This window comes from Mesorhizobium abyssinicae, assembly GCF_049887195.1.
In the GTDB taxonomy this organism is placed as follows: Bacteria; Pseudomonadota; Alphaproteobacteria; order Rhizobiales; family Rhizobiaceae; genus Mesorhizobium; species Mesorhizobium abyssinicae.
Genome location: NZ_JARAKC010000002.1, coordinates 129828 through 143800, shown reverse-complemented (window position 1 = coordinate 143800; position 13973 = coordinate 129828). Strand labels below are relative to the sequence as shown.

Genomic DNA, 13973 nt, shown 5'->3' with positions numbered 1-13973 from the left:
GGAACCCGACCATGCCGAAGCTGCTCTACGCCTCCACCTCTCCCTACAGCTCGAAGGTCCGCATGGCCGCGCTCTATGCCGGCATCGCCATCGACCTCGTGCCGGTGAAGACCGAGGAGAAGCCGGCCGAATTGATCGGCGCCAATCCGCTCGGCAAGATCCCCGTGCTGGTCCTCGACGACGGCCGCTCGATCTACGACAGCCGCGCCATCACCCAGCACCTCAATCGCCTATCGAAGAACGCGCTGTTCCCGCGCAATCCCGACAAGCGGCTCGAGGCCGAGGTGCTGGAGGCGCTTGCCGACGGCATCTGCGACTGCGCGCTGTCGATGGTCTACGAGCGGCGCACGCGGCCGGAAGAGATGGTCTATCAGCCCTGGCTCGATCGCCAGTGGGCGAAGATCACCACCGCACTCGACCTGCTCAACGCCAACCCGCCGAAGCTGCCGAAGAAGATCACCGCCGGCCAGATGGCGCTGCGCGCCACGCTCGGCTATCTGGCGCTGCGCTTCGCCGGCAAATGGGAAAAGGGCCGCGGCCGGCTGACCCGCTGGGCGGCGCGCTTCGACGAGAAGTTCCCGGAACTGAAGCCGGCAGTGCCAGGCTGAGAACTGCGATCTCCCCGGTGGGACGCTTGTGTGGAGAGTGACCGTCATGGTCGCTCTGTGACACGCCTTTCCTGAACTGCCTTGCATTGCGAGCCTTTTCAGGAAGGGGCAAGACCTGGATCAGGCTCGCCCGGCGTCGACGACGCCGGGACCGAGATGTTCCCCGAGGCGCGACGCAGCAAGAAGTTTGCGATCAGAAACGCCTGTCCGAGAACTGCCGCGTATCCGGCCAGGATAAGCGCGCACGGAACGACGAAGTTCAGTTGCGGCGCCGTGCCGAGCACTACGGGCATCGTCCAGGACACAAGGGAGACGACGCCGCAACCAACCAAAGTGCTGTGCATGCGGGGTGTCATGCCGACAAGGAGTTGGCTGCCGATCCGCTGACGCACAAAAGGTATGACCAGTTTGTGGATGGCGACGCCATTGAGGGTAAGGATCGCAACGATCACGACCTTTGCCCAGATCTTCGGGTTCGTCAGTTTTTCCGGCTCGGCGAAGTGATACAGCACGAGGAATCCCAGCCCCGAGACCCAAAGCAGACCGAGTCCCAGAGCCACGAACTTGCTGACCCACTCCACATTGTCGGCGAGTTCGGTCGTCACCGGGGTCTTTCGGTAGCGTGAAAACATGAGATCGAGGAAGACGGCCCCTCCGAACCCCAAAGTCAGACCCGCAAAATGAACCAGCCTGAGGCAGGTTCGGGCGTAAGAGGCCAGTGTGACCGGTGAGACGATGAAGATTTCAGGACCGTTCATGTTGCCCGCCAAATGACATTCGCGCGTGCCCGCCGACCGGGAACGTCTCTTTTGTTGAATGACTTTGGCTGAGGCCGCCCAGGTGGGGACGCGCCGTTGGCTTGGTGGCTCGCCTTAGATTAAGATGATTTTAAGTCAAGAATAATTGCAGCCTTTGGAAACGCCTTCCGTCGCCGGGTGGATCGAGAATTCCGCCCTTGCTTCCGGCTTGAATCTCCTCATGCTTTCATGCTTGCTTGACGCCGCGCATTTCGCGGAGGGCTGAGCAGGCGAAGTCAGTCACCAAAACCAGCGTCGCGCCAGATCCCATGGTCGAGCGCCTGCGTGCAGCCCTTGGCCGGCGCGCCTTCACCGAACAGAAGATGTTCGGCGGCACCTGCTTCATGCTCAACGGCAACATGCTGATTGGCACCTCGAAACGCGGGCTGCTGGTTCGCGTCGGCAAGGCGGCGCATGAAGCGGCGGTCGCCCGTCCGCATGCGCGCCCGATGGAAATGGGAGGGCGCGGGATGGAGGGTTACGTCCACGTCGCGCCGGAAGGCACCGCGAGCGCAGCCGATCTCGCCAGCTGGCTCGATCTCGCGCTGGCCTTCGTCGAGACGCTGCCGCCGAAATCGAAGCCAGCCAAGGTCGCAAAGAAGCGAATGTGAGCTGATGGAGCAGCCTATCTTGGGCTGCATCGACTGGTGTCGTGAACCGGCTCGGCAACGCGGCCGGCGGGAGGATTGCGATGGCGTTTCTGACGGGACGTTGCATGTGCGAAGCGGTCACCTGGACCTATTCCGGGGACATCACGCGCAATCTGGTCTGTCACTGCGCCGATTGTCGGCGCGCCACGTCCGCCCCGCTGACGGCCTTCCTGGGCATGCGGCCGGAGCAGGTGACCTGGACCGGCGAGATCAGGCACTTCGAAAGCAGCCCGAACACCTTTCGCGGGTTCTGTCCGGCCTGCGGCACGAGGCTCTATTTCCGCTCCGACAGATGGCCTCGCGAGATCCACGTTCACGCCGCCACCATGACCAATCCGGACGACTACCAGCCCGATGCGCAGGTCTTGACGCGATCGCGGATGAAATGGCTCGATCGGCTGCCATCGATACCCGCCCATGACGGCTTCCAGGAAAAGCCAGCCGATCGACCAGGCACATGACAAGTTGATAGGTGCGGGGGCCGCATCCGTTGAAGTGCAGGCACAAAAAAAGCCGGGCGCGAGGGCCCGGCTTTTTCGTGTCGTGGCTTCGACGACTTAGAACTTCATACCGACGCCGAAGGTGACGCGGTTGTCCTTCGACTTGACGTTGCCGACATTGTCGAAGTCCTTGTCGCCGTAGTCGGTGTAGCGGTACTCGACACGGCCGAACACGTTGTCCGTGATCTTGATGTCGGTGCCGACACCAGCCGTCCAGCCGAGCATTGCCTTGCTGTCGCTGGAGACGCCGTCGTCGATCTTCTGGTTCTTGGCCGCAAGACCGCCGGTGCCGTAGAGCAGGATTTCCGGAGTCACGGAATAACCGAGGCGAGCGCGCAGCGAGCCGTCCAGGCCGCCCTTGGCTTCGACGCCGGCGCTGGAACCCTTGACGCCGTTGTAGCCGAGATCGGCTTCAGCACCGTACACGAAGTTCTCCTGCTGCCACTGGTAGCCGCCGAAGACGCCGCCGACAAAGCCCTTGGTCTTGATGTCGGGGCCGCCGGAAACGTCGGCATGGCCGCTGAAGCCGTAGCCGGCGCTCAGACCGAGATACGGACCGGCCCAGGAAGCGACGGGGAGTTCGGCGACCGGGGCGGGCGCCGGCGGCTCTTCAGAGACGACGTCGGCTGCGTAAGCGGTACCGCCGAGGGCGAAGAGCCCGAGGGCAACAGCCAGCGGCCGTGCGAATTTGAGATTGGCTTGCATTGTTCTTTACTCCTTAAGCCACAGGACACGTAGGCTTGTTGTTCATGAGCACCCCAAGACCCGTCCGGGGGGATAAACGGACCCGGCGCTCAACGGTTCCGAATGTCGTGTCGAAATGCGGCTGAAGCGAACCTGAACTTGGGTCATTCCCCGGCGCGAATGAGGCTGAACCGTGACGTTGCATCTTCGCAACAGCGAAATGTCAGCAGCGCTTTCATGCTGCGCTGCACGCGGCTTGGTACAAGGAGTCGAGCATCCTATATTGCGATCCTGCCGGCGCGAATCCGGATCACGCAAAGGTTGCGGCGAGGCCGCTTCGCCACATTCCCGCCCCAGGTGGAAACGGCGTTTAACCCCTCGGCCGGTCATAATGTGCCGGCTGGCGGAATCGAGGCGCCGATTGAGGATTGACAGATGACCAAGACCGCGACGGCGCTGGTGACCGGTGGCGCAAAACGGATCGGCAAGGCGATCGTCGAGGATCTGGCGGCACACGGCTTCGCGGTCGCCATCCACGCCAACCGTTCGGGCGCCGAGGCCGAGGCGCTGGCGGAACAGATAAGGGGCAAGGGCGGCCGCGCCGCGGTCGTCGCCGCCGACCTCACCGACATGGATGCGGTCGGCGATCTCGTCGGCCACGCCGAGGCGGCGCTTGGCCCCGTCACGCTGCTCGTCAACAATGCCTCGCTTTTCGTCGACGACAGTGTCGAGGATTTCGATTGGCAGGCTTGGGACCGCCACTTCGCCATCCATGTGAAGACGCCGGCGCTGCTGGCGCAGAATTTCGCCCGCGCCCTGCCGGAAGGCGAGGACGGGCTGATCGTCAACATCATCGACCAGCGCGTCTGGCGCCCGACGCCGCGCTATTTCTCCTATGCGCTGTCGAAGTCGGCGCTGTGGACGCAAACCGAGATGCTGGCGCAGGCGCTCGGGCCTCGCATCCGCGTCAACGCCATCGGCCCCGGCCCGACGCTGAAGAGTGTCCGCCAGGACGATGATGATTTCGCCGCGCAGCTCGACGGGCTGATCCTCAAGCGTGGCCCGGATTTGACCGAATTCGGCGCTACCATCCGCTATCTCTGGCAAGCGCGCTCGGTCACCGGCCAGATGATCGCGCTCGACGGCGGCCAGCATCTTGCGTGGCAGACGCCCGATGTGACAGGCATGGTGGAATGAGTCCCGCAGAGCAAAAACACAAGACGCGCGGCGCTGCCGACGACCTGCCCCCCGAGATCGATCTCGAGGACGATGCGGCCGAGGAGATCGTGGAGCCGGAAGCCGTCCCGGCCGGACCGGACGTCGCCTTCACCGCCATAGACTGGACGCCGCATGCCGGAGACGCCGACGGCATGGTCGGCGCCGAGGTGATCCAGACGCTGGTCAAGCGGCTGCCCAACGCGCCCGGCGTCTATCGCATGATGAACGCTGCCGGCGATGTGCTCTATGTCGGCAAGGCGCGCAGCCTGAAGAAGCGCGTCACCAACTACGCGCAAGGGCGCTTCCACACGCTGCGCATCGGGCGCATGGTGCGCGAGACCGCGACGATGGAGTTCGTCGTCACCCGCACCGAGATCGAGGCGCTGCTGCTCGAGGCGAACCTGATCAAGCGGCTGCGACCCCGCTTCAACGTGCTGATGCGGGACGACAAATCGTTCCCCTACATCCTGTTGACCGGCGACCATGTCTCGCCCGGCATCTACAAGCATCGCGGCGCGCGCTCGCGAAAAGGGGATTATTTCGGCCCCTTTGCCTCGGCCGGCGCGGTCGGCCGCACCATCAACTCGCTGCAGCGCGCCTTTCTTCTGAGAAGCTGCACCAATTCCTTCTACGAGAACCGCACCCGGCCGTGCCTGCTCTATCAGATCAAGCGCTGCGCCGGTCCGTGCACCGGCGAGATCTCGCATGAGGACTATGCCGGGCTGGTCGCCGAGGCGAAGGATTTCCTCTCCGGCCGCAGCCTGAAGGTGAAGACCGAGATCTCGACCGCCATGCAGCAGGCGTCCGAGGAGCTCGATTTCGAGCGCGCCGCCATCTATCGCGACCGGCTGGCCGCTCTGTCGCATGTGCAGGCGCATCAGGGCATCAACCCGCAAACCGTCGAGGAGGCCGACGTTTTCGCCATCCACCAGGAGGGCGGCCAGACCTGCATCCAGGTGTTCTTCTTCCGCACCGGCCAGAACTGGGGCAACCGAGCCTATTTCCCCAAGGCCGACCCGGCGCTGGAGGGATCGGAAGTGCTGGGCTCGTTCCTGGCGCAGTTCTACGACGACAAGCCGACGCCGCGCGCCGTCCTGCTCTCGCTTGCCGTCGAGGAGCAGGAACTGCTCGCCGAGGCGCTCTCGACCCGCGCCGGCCGCAAGGTGTCTATCTCGGTGCCGCAGCGCGGCGAGAAGAAGGACCTGACCGACAACGCGCTGCAGAACGCGCGCGAGGCGCTCGGCAGACGGTTGGCCGAAACCTCGACACAGGCGCGCCTGCTTACCGGCTTTGCCGAGACCTTCGGCCTGGCCAAGCCGCCGGTGCGCATCGAGGTCTACGACAACTCGCACATCATGGGCACCAACGCCGTCGGCGCCATGGTTGTTGCCGGGCCCGAAGGTTTCGTGAAGAACCAGTACCGCAAATTCAACATCCGCTCGACCGAGATCACGCCTGGCGACGATTTCGGCATGATGCGCGAGGTGATGGAGCGGCGTTTTTCGCGCTTGCTGAAGGAGCATGGCGATGTCCAGCCCTCAAGCGAGGTGGCGGCTGCCGAAGTCGAGGACGAAACGGCCGACGATCTTGTCGGCGGCAATGGAGCCTTCCCGGCCTGGCCCGACGTCATCCTGATCGACGGCGGCCAGGGCCAGATGACGGCGGTGCGCAAGATCCTCGCCGATCTCGGCATCGAGGACCGCGTCGCCGCGATCGGCATCGCCAAGGGCCAGGATCGCGACGCCGGCCGCGAGCGCTTCTTCGTCCGGGGCAGGGACTCCTTCACCCTGCCGGTGCGCGATCCCGTGCTCTATTTCGTCCAGCGCCTGCGCGACGAGGTGCACCGCTTCGCCATCGGCTCGCACCGCGCCCGCCGCAAGAAGGAGATGGTCAAGAGCCCGCTCGACGAGATCGCCGGCATCGGCCCCGGCCGCAAGCGGGCGCTGCTTTTGCATTTCGGCACCGCCAAGGCGGTCAGCCGTGCCGCGGTCGAGGATCTGGTCAAGGTCGACGGCATCTCCGAGCAGATGGCGAAGCTGGTTTACAACCATTTTCATGACAGCTGACCATTCTTGCACCTATTTTCGGCTGACCAATCGAATCTGCCCTGTTGACCCCCCACATTCCCTTCTGATTTGAGTACGCAGGCAGAAAGAGTTCCCGAGAAGATGGCCCAGCGCGCGTTCAACCTGCCGAATATCCTCACCTACGCCCGCATCATCGCGGTGCCGCTGGTGGTGCTGTGCTTTTTCCTCGAGGGCCATCTGAAGTCTTCCGACTTCGCCCGCTGGTCGGCGCTGGCCATCTTCCTGCTCGCTTCCATCACCGATTATTTCGACGGCTATCTGGCGCGTGCCTGGCAGCAGACCTCCAACATCGGCAAGATGCTCGACCCGATTGCCGACAAGCTTTTGGTCTCGACCTGCCTGCTGCTGCTTGCCGCCGATACCGACCGCCATGCCGGCATCGCCGGCTGGTCGCTGTGGGCGGCGATCATCATCCTGTGCCGCGAGATCCTGGTCTCGGGCCTGCGCGAGTATCTGGCGGCCCTCAAGGTCTCGGTGCCCGTCACCCAGCTCGCCAAATGGAAGACCACCATCCAGATGGTCGCCATCGCCTTCCTGCTGGCGGGTCCCGCCGGCGACAAGATCTTCCCGCTGACCACCCAGACCGGGCTGGTGCTGCTGTGGATCGCGGCGCTGGTGACGCTCTACACCGGCTACGATTATTTCCGCGCCGGCCTCAAGCACATCATGGACGAGTGAGATGGCCACCAAGCTCATCTATTTCGCCTGGGTGCGCGAGCGGATCGGCAAGCCGGAGGAGGATGTCGAACTTCCAGCTGGCATCGAGACGGTGGCCGACCTGCTGCGTTGGCTGAAGTCGCGCGGCGAGGAGTACGAGAACGCGCTGCAGTTTCCCGACGTCATCCGCGTCGCCATCAATCAGGAACATGTCGGTCACCGCGAGAAGATCGCCGGCGCGCGCGAGATCGCGCTGTTCCCGCCGATGACCGGAGGCTGAAACCATGCCCGGCGCTGTGCGGCCGACCGTGCGCATCGAGGCGCAGGATTTCGACGTCGCCGCCGAGATTGCCGGGCTGACCAAGGGGCGTGCCGACATCGGCGCCGTGGTCACCTTCTCCGGCCTTTGCCGCGATGAGCAGGGGGCGCTTTCGGCGCTCGAGCTCGAGCACTATCCCGGCATGGCCGAGGCCGAGATCGGCCGCATCGCCGCCGAGGCGATCGAACGCTGGCCGTTGCAGGGGCTGACCGTCATCCACCGTCACGGCAGGATCGCGCCCGGCGAGAACATCGTGCTGGTGGTGGCTGCCTCAGCCCACCGCCAGGCGGCCTTCGAAGCGGCGAATTTCCTCATGGATTATCTGAAGTCGCGCGCGCCGTTCTGGAAGAAGGAGCATCATGCCGACGGCTCCGAGGGCGGCTGGGTCGAGGCCAAGGAGGCCGACGACGAGGCGGCCAGCCGCTGGACGAAGCCGACCGACTAAATCCATCCCGTGGCCATGCATTGACCGCAATCCTGCGGGACTCTTCCCCTTACTGGCGCAACCTAGGGGAGCTGGGTCATGCTGGACAGGATCGCGGAATTCTTCATCTTCGGCCTGGTGCCCTTGGTCGTCGGCGTGCTTGCAGTGCCGGAACTTTCCGATGCCGCCGAGAAGACACTGCAGGGCGAGGCGACGTACCGCGAGCGCATCGCGCTGCCGCCCAATGCCGTGCTCTCCGTCCAGCTTGCGGACGTGTCGCTGGCCGATGCGCCGGCAGCCATCATCGGCGAGCGCAAGGTGGCGCCCGCCGGTCAGGTGCCGATCAGGTTCGAGATCGGCTTCGACCCGCAGGTGATCCGGCCGAACATGACCTATGCGCTGCAGGCGCGCATCACCGTCGACGACAAGCTGCTCTTCACCACCGACACGCGCCACCGGGTCGATCCGCTGAGCGACAGGCCGCAAAGCATCATGCTGAAGATGGTGGCGTCGAGCGATGCGCCGGCCGACGCGCTGCTCGGCCAGAGCTGGCTGATCGAATATATCGACGGCATCGGCGTGATTTCGCAGCCGCAGGCGACGTTCCGCGTCGGCGAGGCCGGCAAGGCCGGCGGCAAGGGTCCTTGCAACGCCTATTTCGCCACCGCCAAGGTGGACGGCGAAAAGATCGCCATCAGCGACATCGGCTCGACCTACATGGCCTGCGCCCCGGAGGTGATGGCGCAGGAGAAGGCGCTGTTCGAGGCGCTCGCCAAGGCCGCCTCCTACCATATCGACGCCGGCAAGCTCATCATCGCCGACAAGGACGACCGCGTCATACTGCGCTTCAACGCGGCGAGTTAGTCCTCGACAGTTTCGTATGGGACTGGCGTGACAGAGGGCGCGCGAAGCATCACAGGTTTTTCAGCTTGGTTCTGCGCCATCCTGGCGGCGACCTCGCCCCCGGGCAGGGCCGTCCGTTTGTAGGCGCCGACACGCGGACGCCTGCGGCGGACACGGAGGCGGCCAACGAGCATGCGAATCTGAAGGACCGCCAACCGAAGTGACGGGAACCCGCCGCGAGGGGCGGCGGGGCATCCAGGCGGGCGCTACTCGTCTTAGGACAGGCTGCGGTTGATCTCGTCTTCGTCGAAGACGCCGGCAGCAAACAGCGCCATCGCTTGCGCCGCCAGATCCGCGGCTTCGGCACTGCCGGCGCCGATGCCCCGCTCCTGGCAGATGCGGTCATAGACCCGCTTCAGCAAGGCAAGGTCGTCAGGGTAGGCAATGCCGCTCGTGGAAACCTTGGGATCGATCATCGCCCGCTTCCTGGTGGAAGGGCGGAAGCGCGATACTCGCTCACAGCCGGCGATGCCCTTGGTCAGTTATCGCCGATGACATCAAGTTAGCGCTCCAGATGGGCCTGTCTACCTTGGAATCGAAAAGGCGGCGCCGGACCGGCCGGCTGCCGCCTTCATTCCTGCGTCGTGCTGAACGGTTCAGCCGACGATCTCGGTGTCCGAGAACCAGTACTTGATTTCCTGCGCGGCGGTTTCCGGCGCGTCGGAGCCGTGCACCGAATTCTCGCCGATCGACAGCGCATGCACCTTGCGGATGGTGCCCTCGGCGGCGTTGGCCGGGTTGGTGGCGCCCATCACTTCGCGGTTCTTGGCGATCGCGTTCTCGCCTTCCAGCACCTGCACGATGGTCGGCGCCGAGGACATGAATTCCACCAGCTCGCCGAAGAACGGGCGTTCCTTGTGCACGGCGTAGAAGCCCTCGGCCTCACGGCGGCTCATCCACACCCGGCGGGAGGCGACGACGCGCAGGCCGGCATCTTCCAGCATCTGGGTGATGGCGCCGGTCAGGTTGCGCCGGGTCGCGTCCGGCTTGATCATGGAAAAGGTGCGTTCGATCGCCATTGGGTCGTCCTTGTGGTGAGAATGGAATTGGAGGTGGCGGGCTCTATACAAGCCGCATGGCGCCTTGCCAAGGGGAGGCGCCCACCCGCTGGCGTTCTGGCCAAGGACGGCGCTTTGCGCGACAATGGCGGCGTGCGGTCAAGAGCGAAGGAGCCGGGCACGGCGCACGATGAACTGGCCTTACCTCAGACGCGGGGATATCGCCGGCATCCTGTTCGTGGCGGTGTTTGTCGGCGTCGCCCTCTTTGTCCTGCTGGTCTTTCCTGGGCTGGGGCCAAGGGAGAATTTCGGTTTCGGCCCGGAATGGCAATGCGCCCGCATGGAGCAGGGCGATCCGATCTGCGTCAAGCTCGTCGACAGGGACGGAGCGAAGTGATTACCGCCTGAGGACCACCGGCGCGCGCCGCTGTTCCCAGCCCTCGCGCTCCAGCGTCGGCACGCAGTCCTGTTCGCTGGGATAGCCGAGACAGAAATAGCCGATCAATGTCCATTCCGGCGGCGTGTCGAGAATGGCGGCGATCTCGGCCGGATCGAGAATCGACACCCAGCCCATGCCGATGCCTTCCGCCCGCGCCGCCAGCCACAGCGTGTGCACCGCCATGACCGCCGAATAGTCGATGGTGGCGGGCATGGTCAGGCGGCCGAGCCCATGGCCCTGCGCCGTCGTGCGGTCGGCGAACACCGCGAATTGACAAGGCGCCTCGGCAAGCCCGGCGAGCTTCATACGGGCGTAGAGCGCGGCGCGCTCGCCGGAAAAGCAGCGCAGCGCTTCCGCGTTGCAGCGCTCGAACGAGCCTCTCACCGCTTCGCGCCGCTCGGAACTGTCGACCACGACGAAGCGCCAGGGCTGGCTGAGGCCGACGGACGGCGCGACGGCGGCCAGCGCCAGCAGCCGCTCCAGCGTGCCGTCGGGCAGCGGCGTCGACCTGAAGCGCCTGACATCGCGGCGCCACTGCATCAGGCTGACAAGCCCGAGACGAAATTCGTCGGAAAAATCCGGGGCTGGTACCATGCCGCCGTGCTGCCTTCATTGTGTTAGCCGGGTCTGCCGGCTGCTTCTTCTTTGCCCCGATCAAGGCGGCCATGAGGCGCGCGAAACGACGCAGGCGGGTCCACTTTGTCGCATTTCGGGGGAGGGCTGCAGGGCAGCGTTTCCCGGGGGCGACCTCAGCGGCCCAGCATACTGCCTTACTGCCATGCTGCCTTACTCCCCTAGAATCGAATCCTTCGAGGGTTTAGGTAGGCCTGAACCTAACGCAGCGGGGCCGGAGAGATGAAACAGCATTTCATGATGTTTGCGGCCTACAACCAATGGGCCAACGGCCGCATCTACGAGGCTGCCGCCGACCTCGTGGACGAAGAATTCGAAAGGGATGTCGGCGCCTTCTTCGGCTCGATGGCGGGGACGCTCAACCATTTATTGGCCGCTGACCGCATCTGGATGAAGCGCTTCACCGGCGAGGGCGATGCTCCTTCGAGGACCGACGCGATCCTCCACCGCGCTTTGCCTGTCCTCTGGCTGGCGCGCGAGGCGGAGGACAAGAGGATCATCGGCTGGATCGAAGGCATGAGCGACAAGGCGCTCGCCGGCCGCTTCTCCTACATGACCCTTTCCGACATGCGCACCGTCTCGCAACGGCTGGCGCCGGCGCTCAGCCACTTCTTCAACCATCAGACCCACCATCGCGGCCATGCGCACATGATCCTGACCGTGCTTGGCCGACCTTCCGTGCCGCTCGATCTGGTGCGGTTCCAGCGCAGCGAGGAAGGCCGCGCCTATGCCTGATTCCGCGGCTGGGTTGCTATATTAGAAATGTCTAAATATTTAGAATAAAGCGCTACTTTTTGTGAAATGTTCAAAAACTAAGACTCGCGACGGCAGAACGAGCGTTGAAACTGGAATGCATCTCCAAGCGTAGCCCTTGATGCGCGAGCAACATTGTCGATTTTTGCCACAACGTTGCAGCGCAGGAACCAGAAGGGCAACAAGGGAGAGTGTCATGTCCAGTATCGTTCGGAAAATCTCCAGAGCATTTGCGGGCGGAACGATCGTCGTTATTCTCGCCTTTCCTGCGAGTGCGGCCGAAGTTGGCCTTGGTGGCCTAGGCGGCGTTTCGGTCGGCGGCAATGCAGCCAGCGCCAATGCGGGCGGCCCCAGCGGGGCCAATGGCTATGCCTCCTTTGGCGGCAGCAGCACCAGCGCCAACGCTTCGATAGGCGGCACCAATGGCGCCAATGGCAATGCCTTGATCGGCGGAGGCGGCGGAGCGGCTACGGTGTCCCTGGGCGGCACCAGCGGTGCGGGCGCTGACGCGTCGCTGGGCAGCGGCAACGGTGTCGACGCCGCCATCGGGACGACGTTCGGCGGTACCAGCGCCAACACAGGTATCGGGGTTGGAACGTTAGGGGTTCCTGGCATCCCCGGCACTTCGGCGACTGCCGGCACACTGGGCCTGTCGAGCGTCGTCGCCAGCATGCCGAGCGGCCAGCTTGCGCGGATGAAGAAGCGCTGCGTCGACGTGCTGAGCAGCGAAGGCACCTATGACCGCGACCTGCGCCAGCTCTGCCTGCTGATCGCCCGCCGCTGACAAGTCCGGCGCGTGAACCGGCCGCGAGATTCTACGACGGCTAGCCAGTCGGAAGCCCGCCACCCCTTGCCATCCCGGTGGCGGGCTTTTTGGTGCCGCCCGCCGAGGATGAAGGCGGTTAACCACGTTCAACAAAGGCGGAGCTAATATTAGGATTTCGTTTGCCTTCCCGACGCAGGATGGCCTGACGCAGCGGGAGCAATAGAATGCGCATCGATTTGTCCCCGACGAGCTGGGGCAGGGTCATCGGCGTAACGGTTGTCGGCACGGCGGTCTGCATCGCCGCGGCCTTCTTCGTTGATTCCTACAATTTCCCCCTGCTGTCGCCGGACGCCCTGTGGCGCGCGCAGATGACGGACCTCTTGCTGCCGCTCGTGCTGGCGGGGTCGTTCTTCTTCTTCCTGATGTTCAAGATGCGCCAGCTTGCCGTCGCCCAGAAGGAGCTGAGCATCGTCGCGGCCACCGACAGCCTGACGGCGGTGTTCAATCGCGGCGCCTTCTCGATGCTGGTCGAGGCCTACCTCGATCAGGCGCGCAGCCAGGCGGTCGTCGATGCCGGCGCCTTCCTCATCGTCGACGCCGACCACTTCAAGACCATCAACGATCGCCTCGGACACGATTGCGGCGACCAGGCGCTGAAGCTGATCGCCAAGACGATCCAGGGCCAGTTGCGTGGCGCCGACATTGTCGGGCGCATCGGCGGCGAGGAATTCGCGGTCTTTCTTCCCGGCGCCGACGCCTCGCAGTCCTGGCTGGTCGCCGAAGGGATCAGGCGGCGCATCCGCGAGGTGGAGTTCTCCCCCGACGGCCGGCCTTGCCCGCTTTCGGTCAGCATCGGCGGCGTCGCCTTCAACGGTCCCGCTACATTTGCCGACATGTACCGGACGGCGGACAGTCACCTTTACAAGGCAAAGTCGAACGGCCGCGACCAGGTCAGCTTCGCAACGGTCGCGCTGCTTGGCCCGCTGACCGACGACGCCGCGACGGTCCATTGAGACAAGTAGCGAATAGTGAGTAGCGAATAGCGTTGCGCCGGCTGGCGCATGCATTGCCTTTCCTACTCGCTATTCCCTATTCGCTATTCACTTTACGCAGCATAGCCGCCGAAGCTGCGCGCCACCGGCTTGACCGAGACGGCGGGCTGGGCGGCGGGCCAGAGGATGCCTGCCGTCACCGCGAAGGTGATCAGCGCATCGCGCGCCGCCTCGGGCGAGATCTCGCCGGCTCGCGCCGCTTCGCACGCCTTCACCGCGGCGCCATAGCTCAGCCGACGCCGCGACGGCGGGAATTCGGTCAGGAATTCATGCATGTCGAACAGCGACGCGATCATGCGCTTGTGGCCGGCGCCAACGGTAAGGGCGACCGGGGTGAAGAACATCCTGTCGTGCATTCTGGCCTCTTGGGTTGGGCGGAGGTCGGCGGGCGCCGGTTTCCGATCGGGGTCGAACGCCAGAGAACGCGGGAAGGGGCGGGAGGTTCCATGATTTTGGGGGATAGGGAGAATAAGGCGGGGCACCGG

The 13973-nt window shown here is 64.5% G+C and carries 19 protein-coding genes; 13 read left to right on the top strand and 6 right to left on the bottom strand.

Translation table 11 applies throughout. The annotated features are described in order from the left end of the window. The first annotated feature begins 11 nt into the window (after window positions 1-11). Entirely contained in the window at window positions 12-608 is a 597-nt protein-coding gene (locus tag PU724_RS05270) for a glutathione S-transferase (protein WP_354420658.1), read from the top strand. Window positions 609-706: 98 nt separating this feature from the next. Here PU724_RS05270 and PU724_RS05265 read toward each other — a convergent pair whose 3' ends face one another. Beyond that, window positions 707-1366 (bottom strand): hypothetical protein, encoded by a 660-nt coding sequence (locus PU724_RS05265; RefSeq protein WP_354420656.1) that lies wholly within the window; start codon window positions 1364-1366, stop codon window positions 707-709. A gap of 308 nt (window positions 1367-1674) precedes the next feature. Here PU724_RS05265 and PU724_RS05260 point away from each other — a divergent pair, with 308 nt between their 5' ends. Then, window positions 1675-2016 carry a TfoX/Sxy family protein gene (locus PU724_RS05260; protein ID WP_354420654.1) on the top strand — a complete coding sequence of 114 codons (342 nt, stop codon included), beginning with the start codon at window positions 1675-1677 and terminating at the stop codon, window positions 2014-2016. Between the two features lie 80 nt (window positions 2017-2096). Continuing rightward, window positions 2097-2516, top strand: a complete 420-nt coding sequence (locus PU724_RS05255) for a GFA family protein (RefSeq protein WP_354420652.1) — start codon at window positions 2097-2099, stop codon at window positions 2514-2516. Window positions 2517-2612: 96 nt separating this feature from the next. Here the strand turns inward: PU724_RS05255 and PU724_RS05250 are convergent, their stop codons facing one another. Continuing rightward, on the bottom strand, window positions 2613-3260 hold the full coding sequence (locus tag PU724_RS05250) for an outer membrane protein (RefSeq protein ID WP_127283681.1): 648 nt from the start codon (window positions 3258-3260) through the stop codon (window positions 2613-2615). Between the two features lie 414 nt (window positions 3261-3674). On the opposite strand from PU724_RS05250, the gene PU724_RS05245 reads away from it, so the two are divergent. The 6 genes from PU724_RS05245 (at window position 3675) to PU724_RS05220 (ending at window position 8808) form a co-directional block, all read left to right on the top strand. Continuing rightward, window positions 3675-4436 carry an SDR family oxidoreductase gene (locus PU724_RS05245; protein WP_354420650.1) on the top strand — a complete coding sequence of 254 codons (762 nt, stop codon included), beginning with the start codon at window positions 3675-3677 and terminating at the stop codon, window positions 4434-4436. After that, window positions 4433-6523, top strand: a complete 2091-nt coding sequence (gene uvrC / locus PU724_RS05240) for an excinuclease ABC subunit UvrC (RefSeq protein WP_354420648.1) — start codon at window positions 4433-4435, stop codon at window positions 6521-6523. Before PU724_RS05245 ends, uvrC begins: the two co-directional genes overlap by 4 nt. A 102-nt stretch (window positions 6524-6625) precedes the next feature. Beyond that, window positions 6626-7222, top strand: a complete 597-nt coding sequence (pgsA, locus tag PU724_RS05235) for a CDP-diacylglycerol--glycerol-3-phosphate 3-phosphatidyltransferase (RefSeq protein WP_127283678.1) — start codon at window positions 6626-6628, stop codon at window positions 7220-7222. A 1-nt stretch (window position 7223) separates the two neighbouring features. Further along, a complete protein-coding gene (moaD, locus tag PU724_RS05230; RefSeq protein WP_127283677.1) occupies window positions 7224-7481 on the top strand; it encodes a molybdopterin converting factor subunit 1 in 258 nt (85 codons plus the stop codon). Window positions 7482-7485: 4 nt separating this feature from the next. Next, on the top strand, window positions 7486-7965 hold the full coding sequence (locus PU724_RS05225; RefSeq protein WP_354420645.1) for a molybdenum cofactor biosynthesis protein MoaE: 480 nt from the start codon (window positions 7486-7488) through the stop codon (window positions 7963-7965). Window positions 7966-8043: 78 nt separating this feature from the next. Further along, window positions 8044-8808, top strand: a complete 765-nt coding sequence (locus PU724_RS05220) for a YbaY family lipoprotein (protein WP_320321640.1) — start codon at window positions 8044-8046, stop codon at window positions 8806-8808. A 254-nt stretch (window positions 8809-9062) separates the two neighbouring features. Here the strand turns inward: PU724_RS05220 and PU724_RS05215 are convergent, their stop codons facing one another. Both PU724_RS05215 and ndk read right to left on the bottom strand, forming a co-directional pair. Next, window positions 9063-9263 carry a hypothetical protein gene (locus PU724_RS05215; protein WP_127392783.1) on the bottom strand — a complete coding sequence of 67 codons (201 nt, stop codon included), beginning with the start codon at window positions 9261-9263 and terminating at the stop codon, window positions 9063-9065. A gap of 180 nt (window positions 9264-9443) precedes the next feature. Beyond that, on the bottom strand, window positions 9444-9866 hold the full coding sequence (gene ndk, locus PU724_RS05210; RefSeq protein WP_127283673.1) for a nucleoside-diphosphate kinase: 423 nt from the start codon (window positions 9864-9866) through the stop codon (window positions 9444-9446). A 169-nt stretch (window positions 9867-10035) separates the two neighbouring features. On the opposite strand from ndk, the gene PU724_RS05205 reads away from it, so the two are divergent. Continuing rightward, window positions 10036-10242, top strand: a complete 207-nt coding sequence (locus PU724_RS05205; RefSeq protein ID WP_127392782.1) for a hypothetical protein — start codon at window positions 10036-10038, stop codon at window positions 10240-10242. Here PU724_RS05205 and bluB read toward each other — a convergent pair whose 3' ends face one another. Further along, window positions 10243-10878 carry a 5,6-dimethylbenzimidazole synthase gene (gene bluB / locus PU724_RS05200; protein ID WP_292104401.1) on the bottom strand — a complete coding sequence of 212 codons (636 nt, stop codon included), beginning with the start codon at window positions 10876-10878 and terminating at the stop codon, window positions 10243-10245. A 261-nt stretch (window positions 10879-11139) separates the two neighbouring features. On the opposite strand from bluB, the gene PU724_RS05195 reads away from it, so the two are divergent. From PU724_RS05195 to PU724_RS05185, 3 genes are all read left to right on the top strand, one after another. After that, window positions 11140-11652, top strand: coding sequence for a DinB family protein (locus tag PU724_RS05195; RefSeq protein ID WP_127283670.1), 513 nt, complete (start codon window positions 11140-11142; stop codon window positions 11650-11652). A 214-nt stretch (window positions 11653-11866) separates the two neighbouring features. Then, entirely contained in the window at window positions 11867-12454 is a 588-nt protein-coding gene (locus PU724_RS05190; protein WP_292104404.1) for a hypothetical protein, read from the top strand. Between the two features lie 206 nt (window positions 12455-12660). After that, window positions 12661-13449 (top strand): GGDEF domain-containing protein, encoded by a 789-nt coding sequence (locus PU724_RS05185; protein ID WP_292168676.1) that lies wholly within the window; start codon window positions 12661-12663, stop codon window positions 13447-13449. A 92-nt stretch (window positions 13450-13541) separates the two neighbouring features. Here the strand turns inward: PU724_RS05185 and PU724_RS05180 are convergent, their stop codons facing one another. Continuing rightward, window positions 13542-13844 carry a DUF982 domain-containing protein gene (locus PU724_RS05180; RefSeq protein ID WP_127392779.1) on the bottom strand — a complete coding sequence of 101 codons (303 nt, stop codon included), beginning with the start codon at window positions 13842-13844 and terminating at the stop codon, window positions 13542-13544. Window positions 13845-13973: the final 129 nt, after the last annotated feature.

Excerpts from the sequence above, each read along its gene's own strand:
- PU724_RS05185 (WP_292168676.1), top strand. The coding sequence starts at position 12,661 with ATGCGCATCGATTTGTCCCCGACGAGCTGGGGCAGGGTCATCGGCGTA.
- pgsA (WP_127283678.1), top strand. The coding sequence starts at position 6,626 with ATGGCCCAGCGCGCGTTCAACCTGCCGAATATCCTCACCTACGCCCGC.
- PU724_RS05220 (WP_320321640.1), top strand. The coding sequence starts at position 8,044 with ATGCTGGACAGGATCGCGGAATTCTTCATCTTCGGCCTGGTGCCCTTG.
- PU724_RS05255 (WP_354420652.1), top strand. The coding sequence starts at position 2,097 with ATGGCGTTTCTGACGGGACGTTGCATGTGCGAAGCGGTCACCTGGACC.
- PU724_RS05270 (WP_354420658.1), top strand. The coding sequence starts at position 12 with ATGCCGAAGCTGCTCTACGCCTCCACCTCTCCCTACAGCTCGAAGGTC.
- moaD (WP_127283677.1), top strand. The coding sequence starts at position 7,224 with ATGGCCACCAAGCTCATCTATTTCGCCTGGGTGCGCGAGCGGATCGGC.
- PU724_RS05250 (WP_127283681.1), bottom strand. The coding sequence starts at position 3,260 with ATGCAAGCCAATCTCAAATTCGCACGGCCGCTGGCTGTTGCCCTCGGG.
- PU724_RS05265 (WP_354420656.1), bottom strand. The coding sequence starts at position 1,366 with ATGAACGGTCCTGAAATCTTCATCGTCTCACCGGTCACACTGGCCTCT.
- PU724_RS05260 (WP_354420654.1), top strand. The coding sequence starts at position 1,675 with ATGGTCGAGCGCCTGCGTGCAGCCCTTGGCCGGCGCGCCTTCACCGAA.
- PU724_RS05190 (WP_292104404.1), top strand. The coding sequence starts at position 11,867 with ATGTCCAGTATCGTTCGGAAAATCTCCAGAGCATTTGCGGGCGGAACG.
- PU724_RS05225 (WP_354420645.1), top strand. The coding sequence starts at position 7,486 with ATGCCCGGCGCTGTGCGGCCGACCGTGCGCATCGAGGCGCAGGATTTC.
- PU724_RS05245 (WP_354420650.1), top strand. The coding sequence starts at position 3,675 with ATGACCAAGACCGCGACGGCGCTGGTGACCGGTGGCGCAAAACGGATC.
- bluB (WP_292104401.1), bottom strand. The coding sequence starts at position 10,878 with ATGGTACCAGCCCCGGATTTTTCCGACGAATTTCGTCTCGGGCTTGTC.
- PU724_RS05205 (WP_127392782.1), top strand. The coding sequence starts at position 10,036 with ATGAACTGGCCTTACCTCAGACGCGGGGATATCGCCGGCATCCTGTTC.
- PU724_RS05180 (WP_127392779.1), bottom strand. The coding sequence starts at position 13,844 with ATGCACGACAGGATGTTCTTCACCCCGGTCGCCCTTACCGTTGGCGCC.
- ndk (WP_127283673.1), bottom strand. The coding sequence starts at position 9,866 with ATGGCGATCGAACGCACCTTTTCCATGATCAAGCCGGACGCGACCCGG.
- uvrC (WP_354420648.1), top strand. The coding sequence starts at position 4,433 with ATGAGTCCCGCAGAGCAAAAACACAAGACGCGCGGCGCTGCCGACGAC.
- PU724_RS05195 (WP_127283670.1), top strand. The coding sequence starts at position 11,140 with ATGAAACAGCATTTCATGATGTTTGCGGCCTACAACCAATGGGCCAAC.
- PU724_RS05215 (WP_127392783.1), bottom strand. The coding sequence starts at position 9,263 with ATGATCGATCCCAAGGTTTCCACGAGCGGCATTGCCTACCCTGACGAC.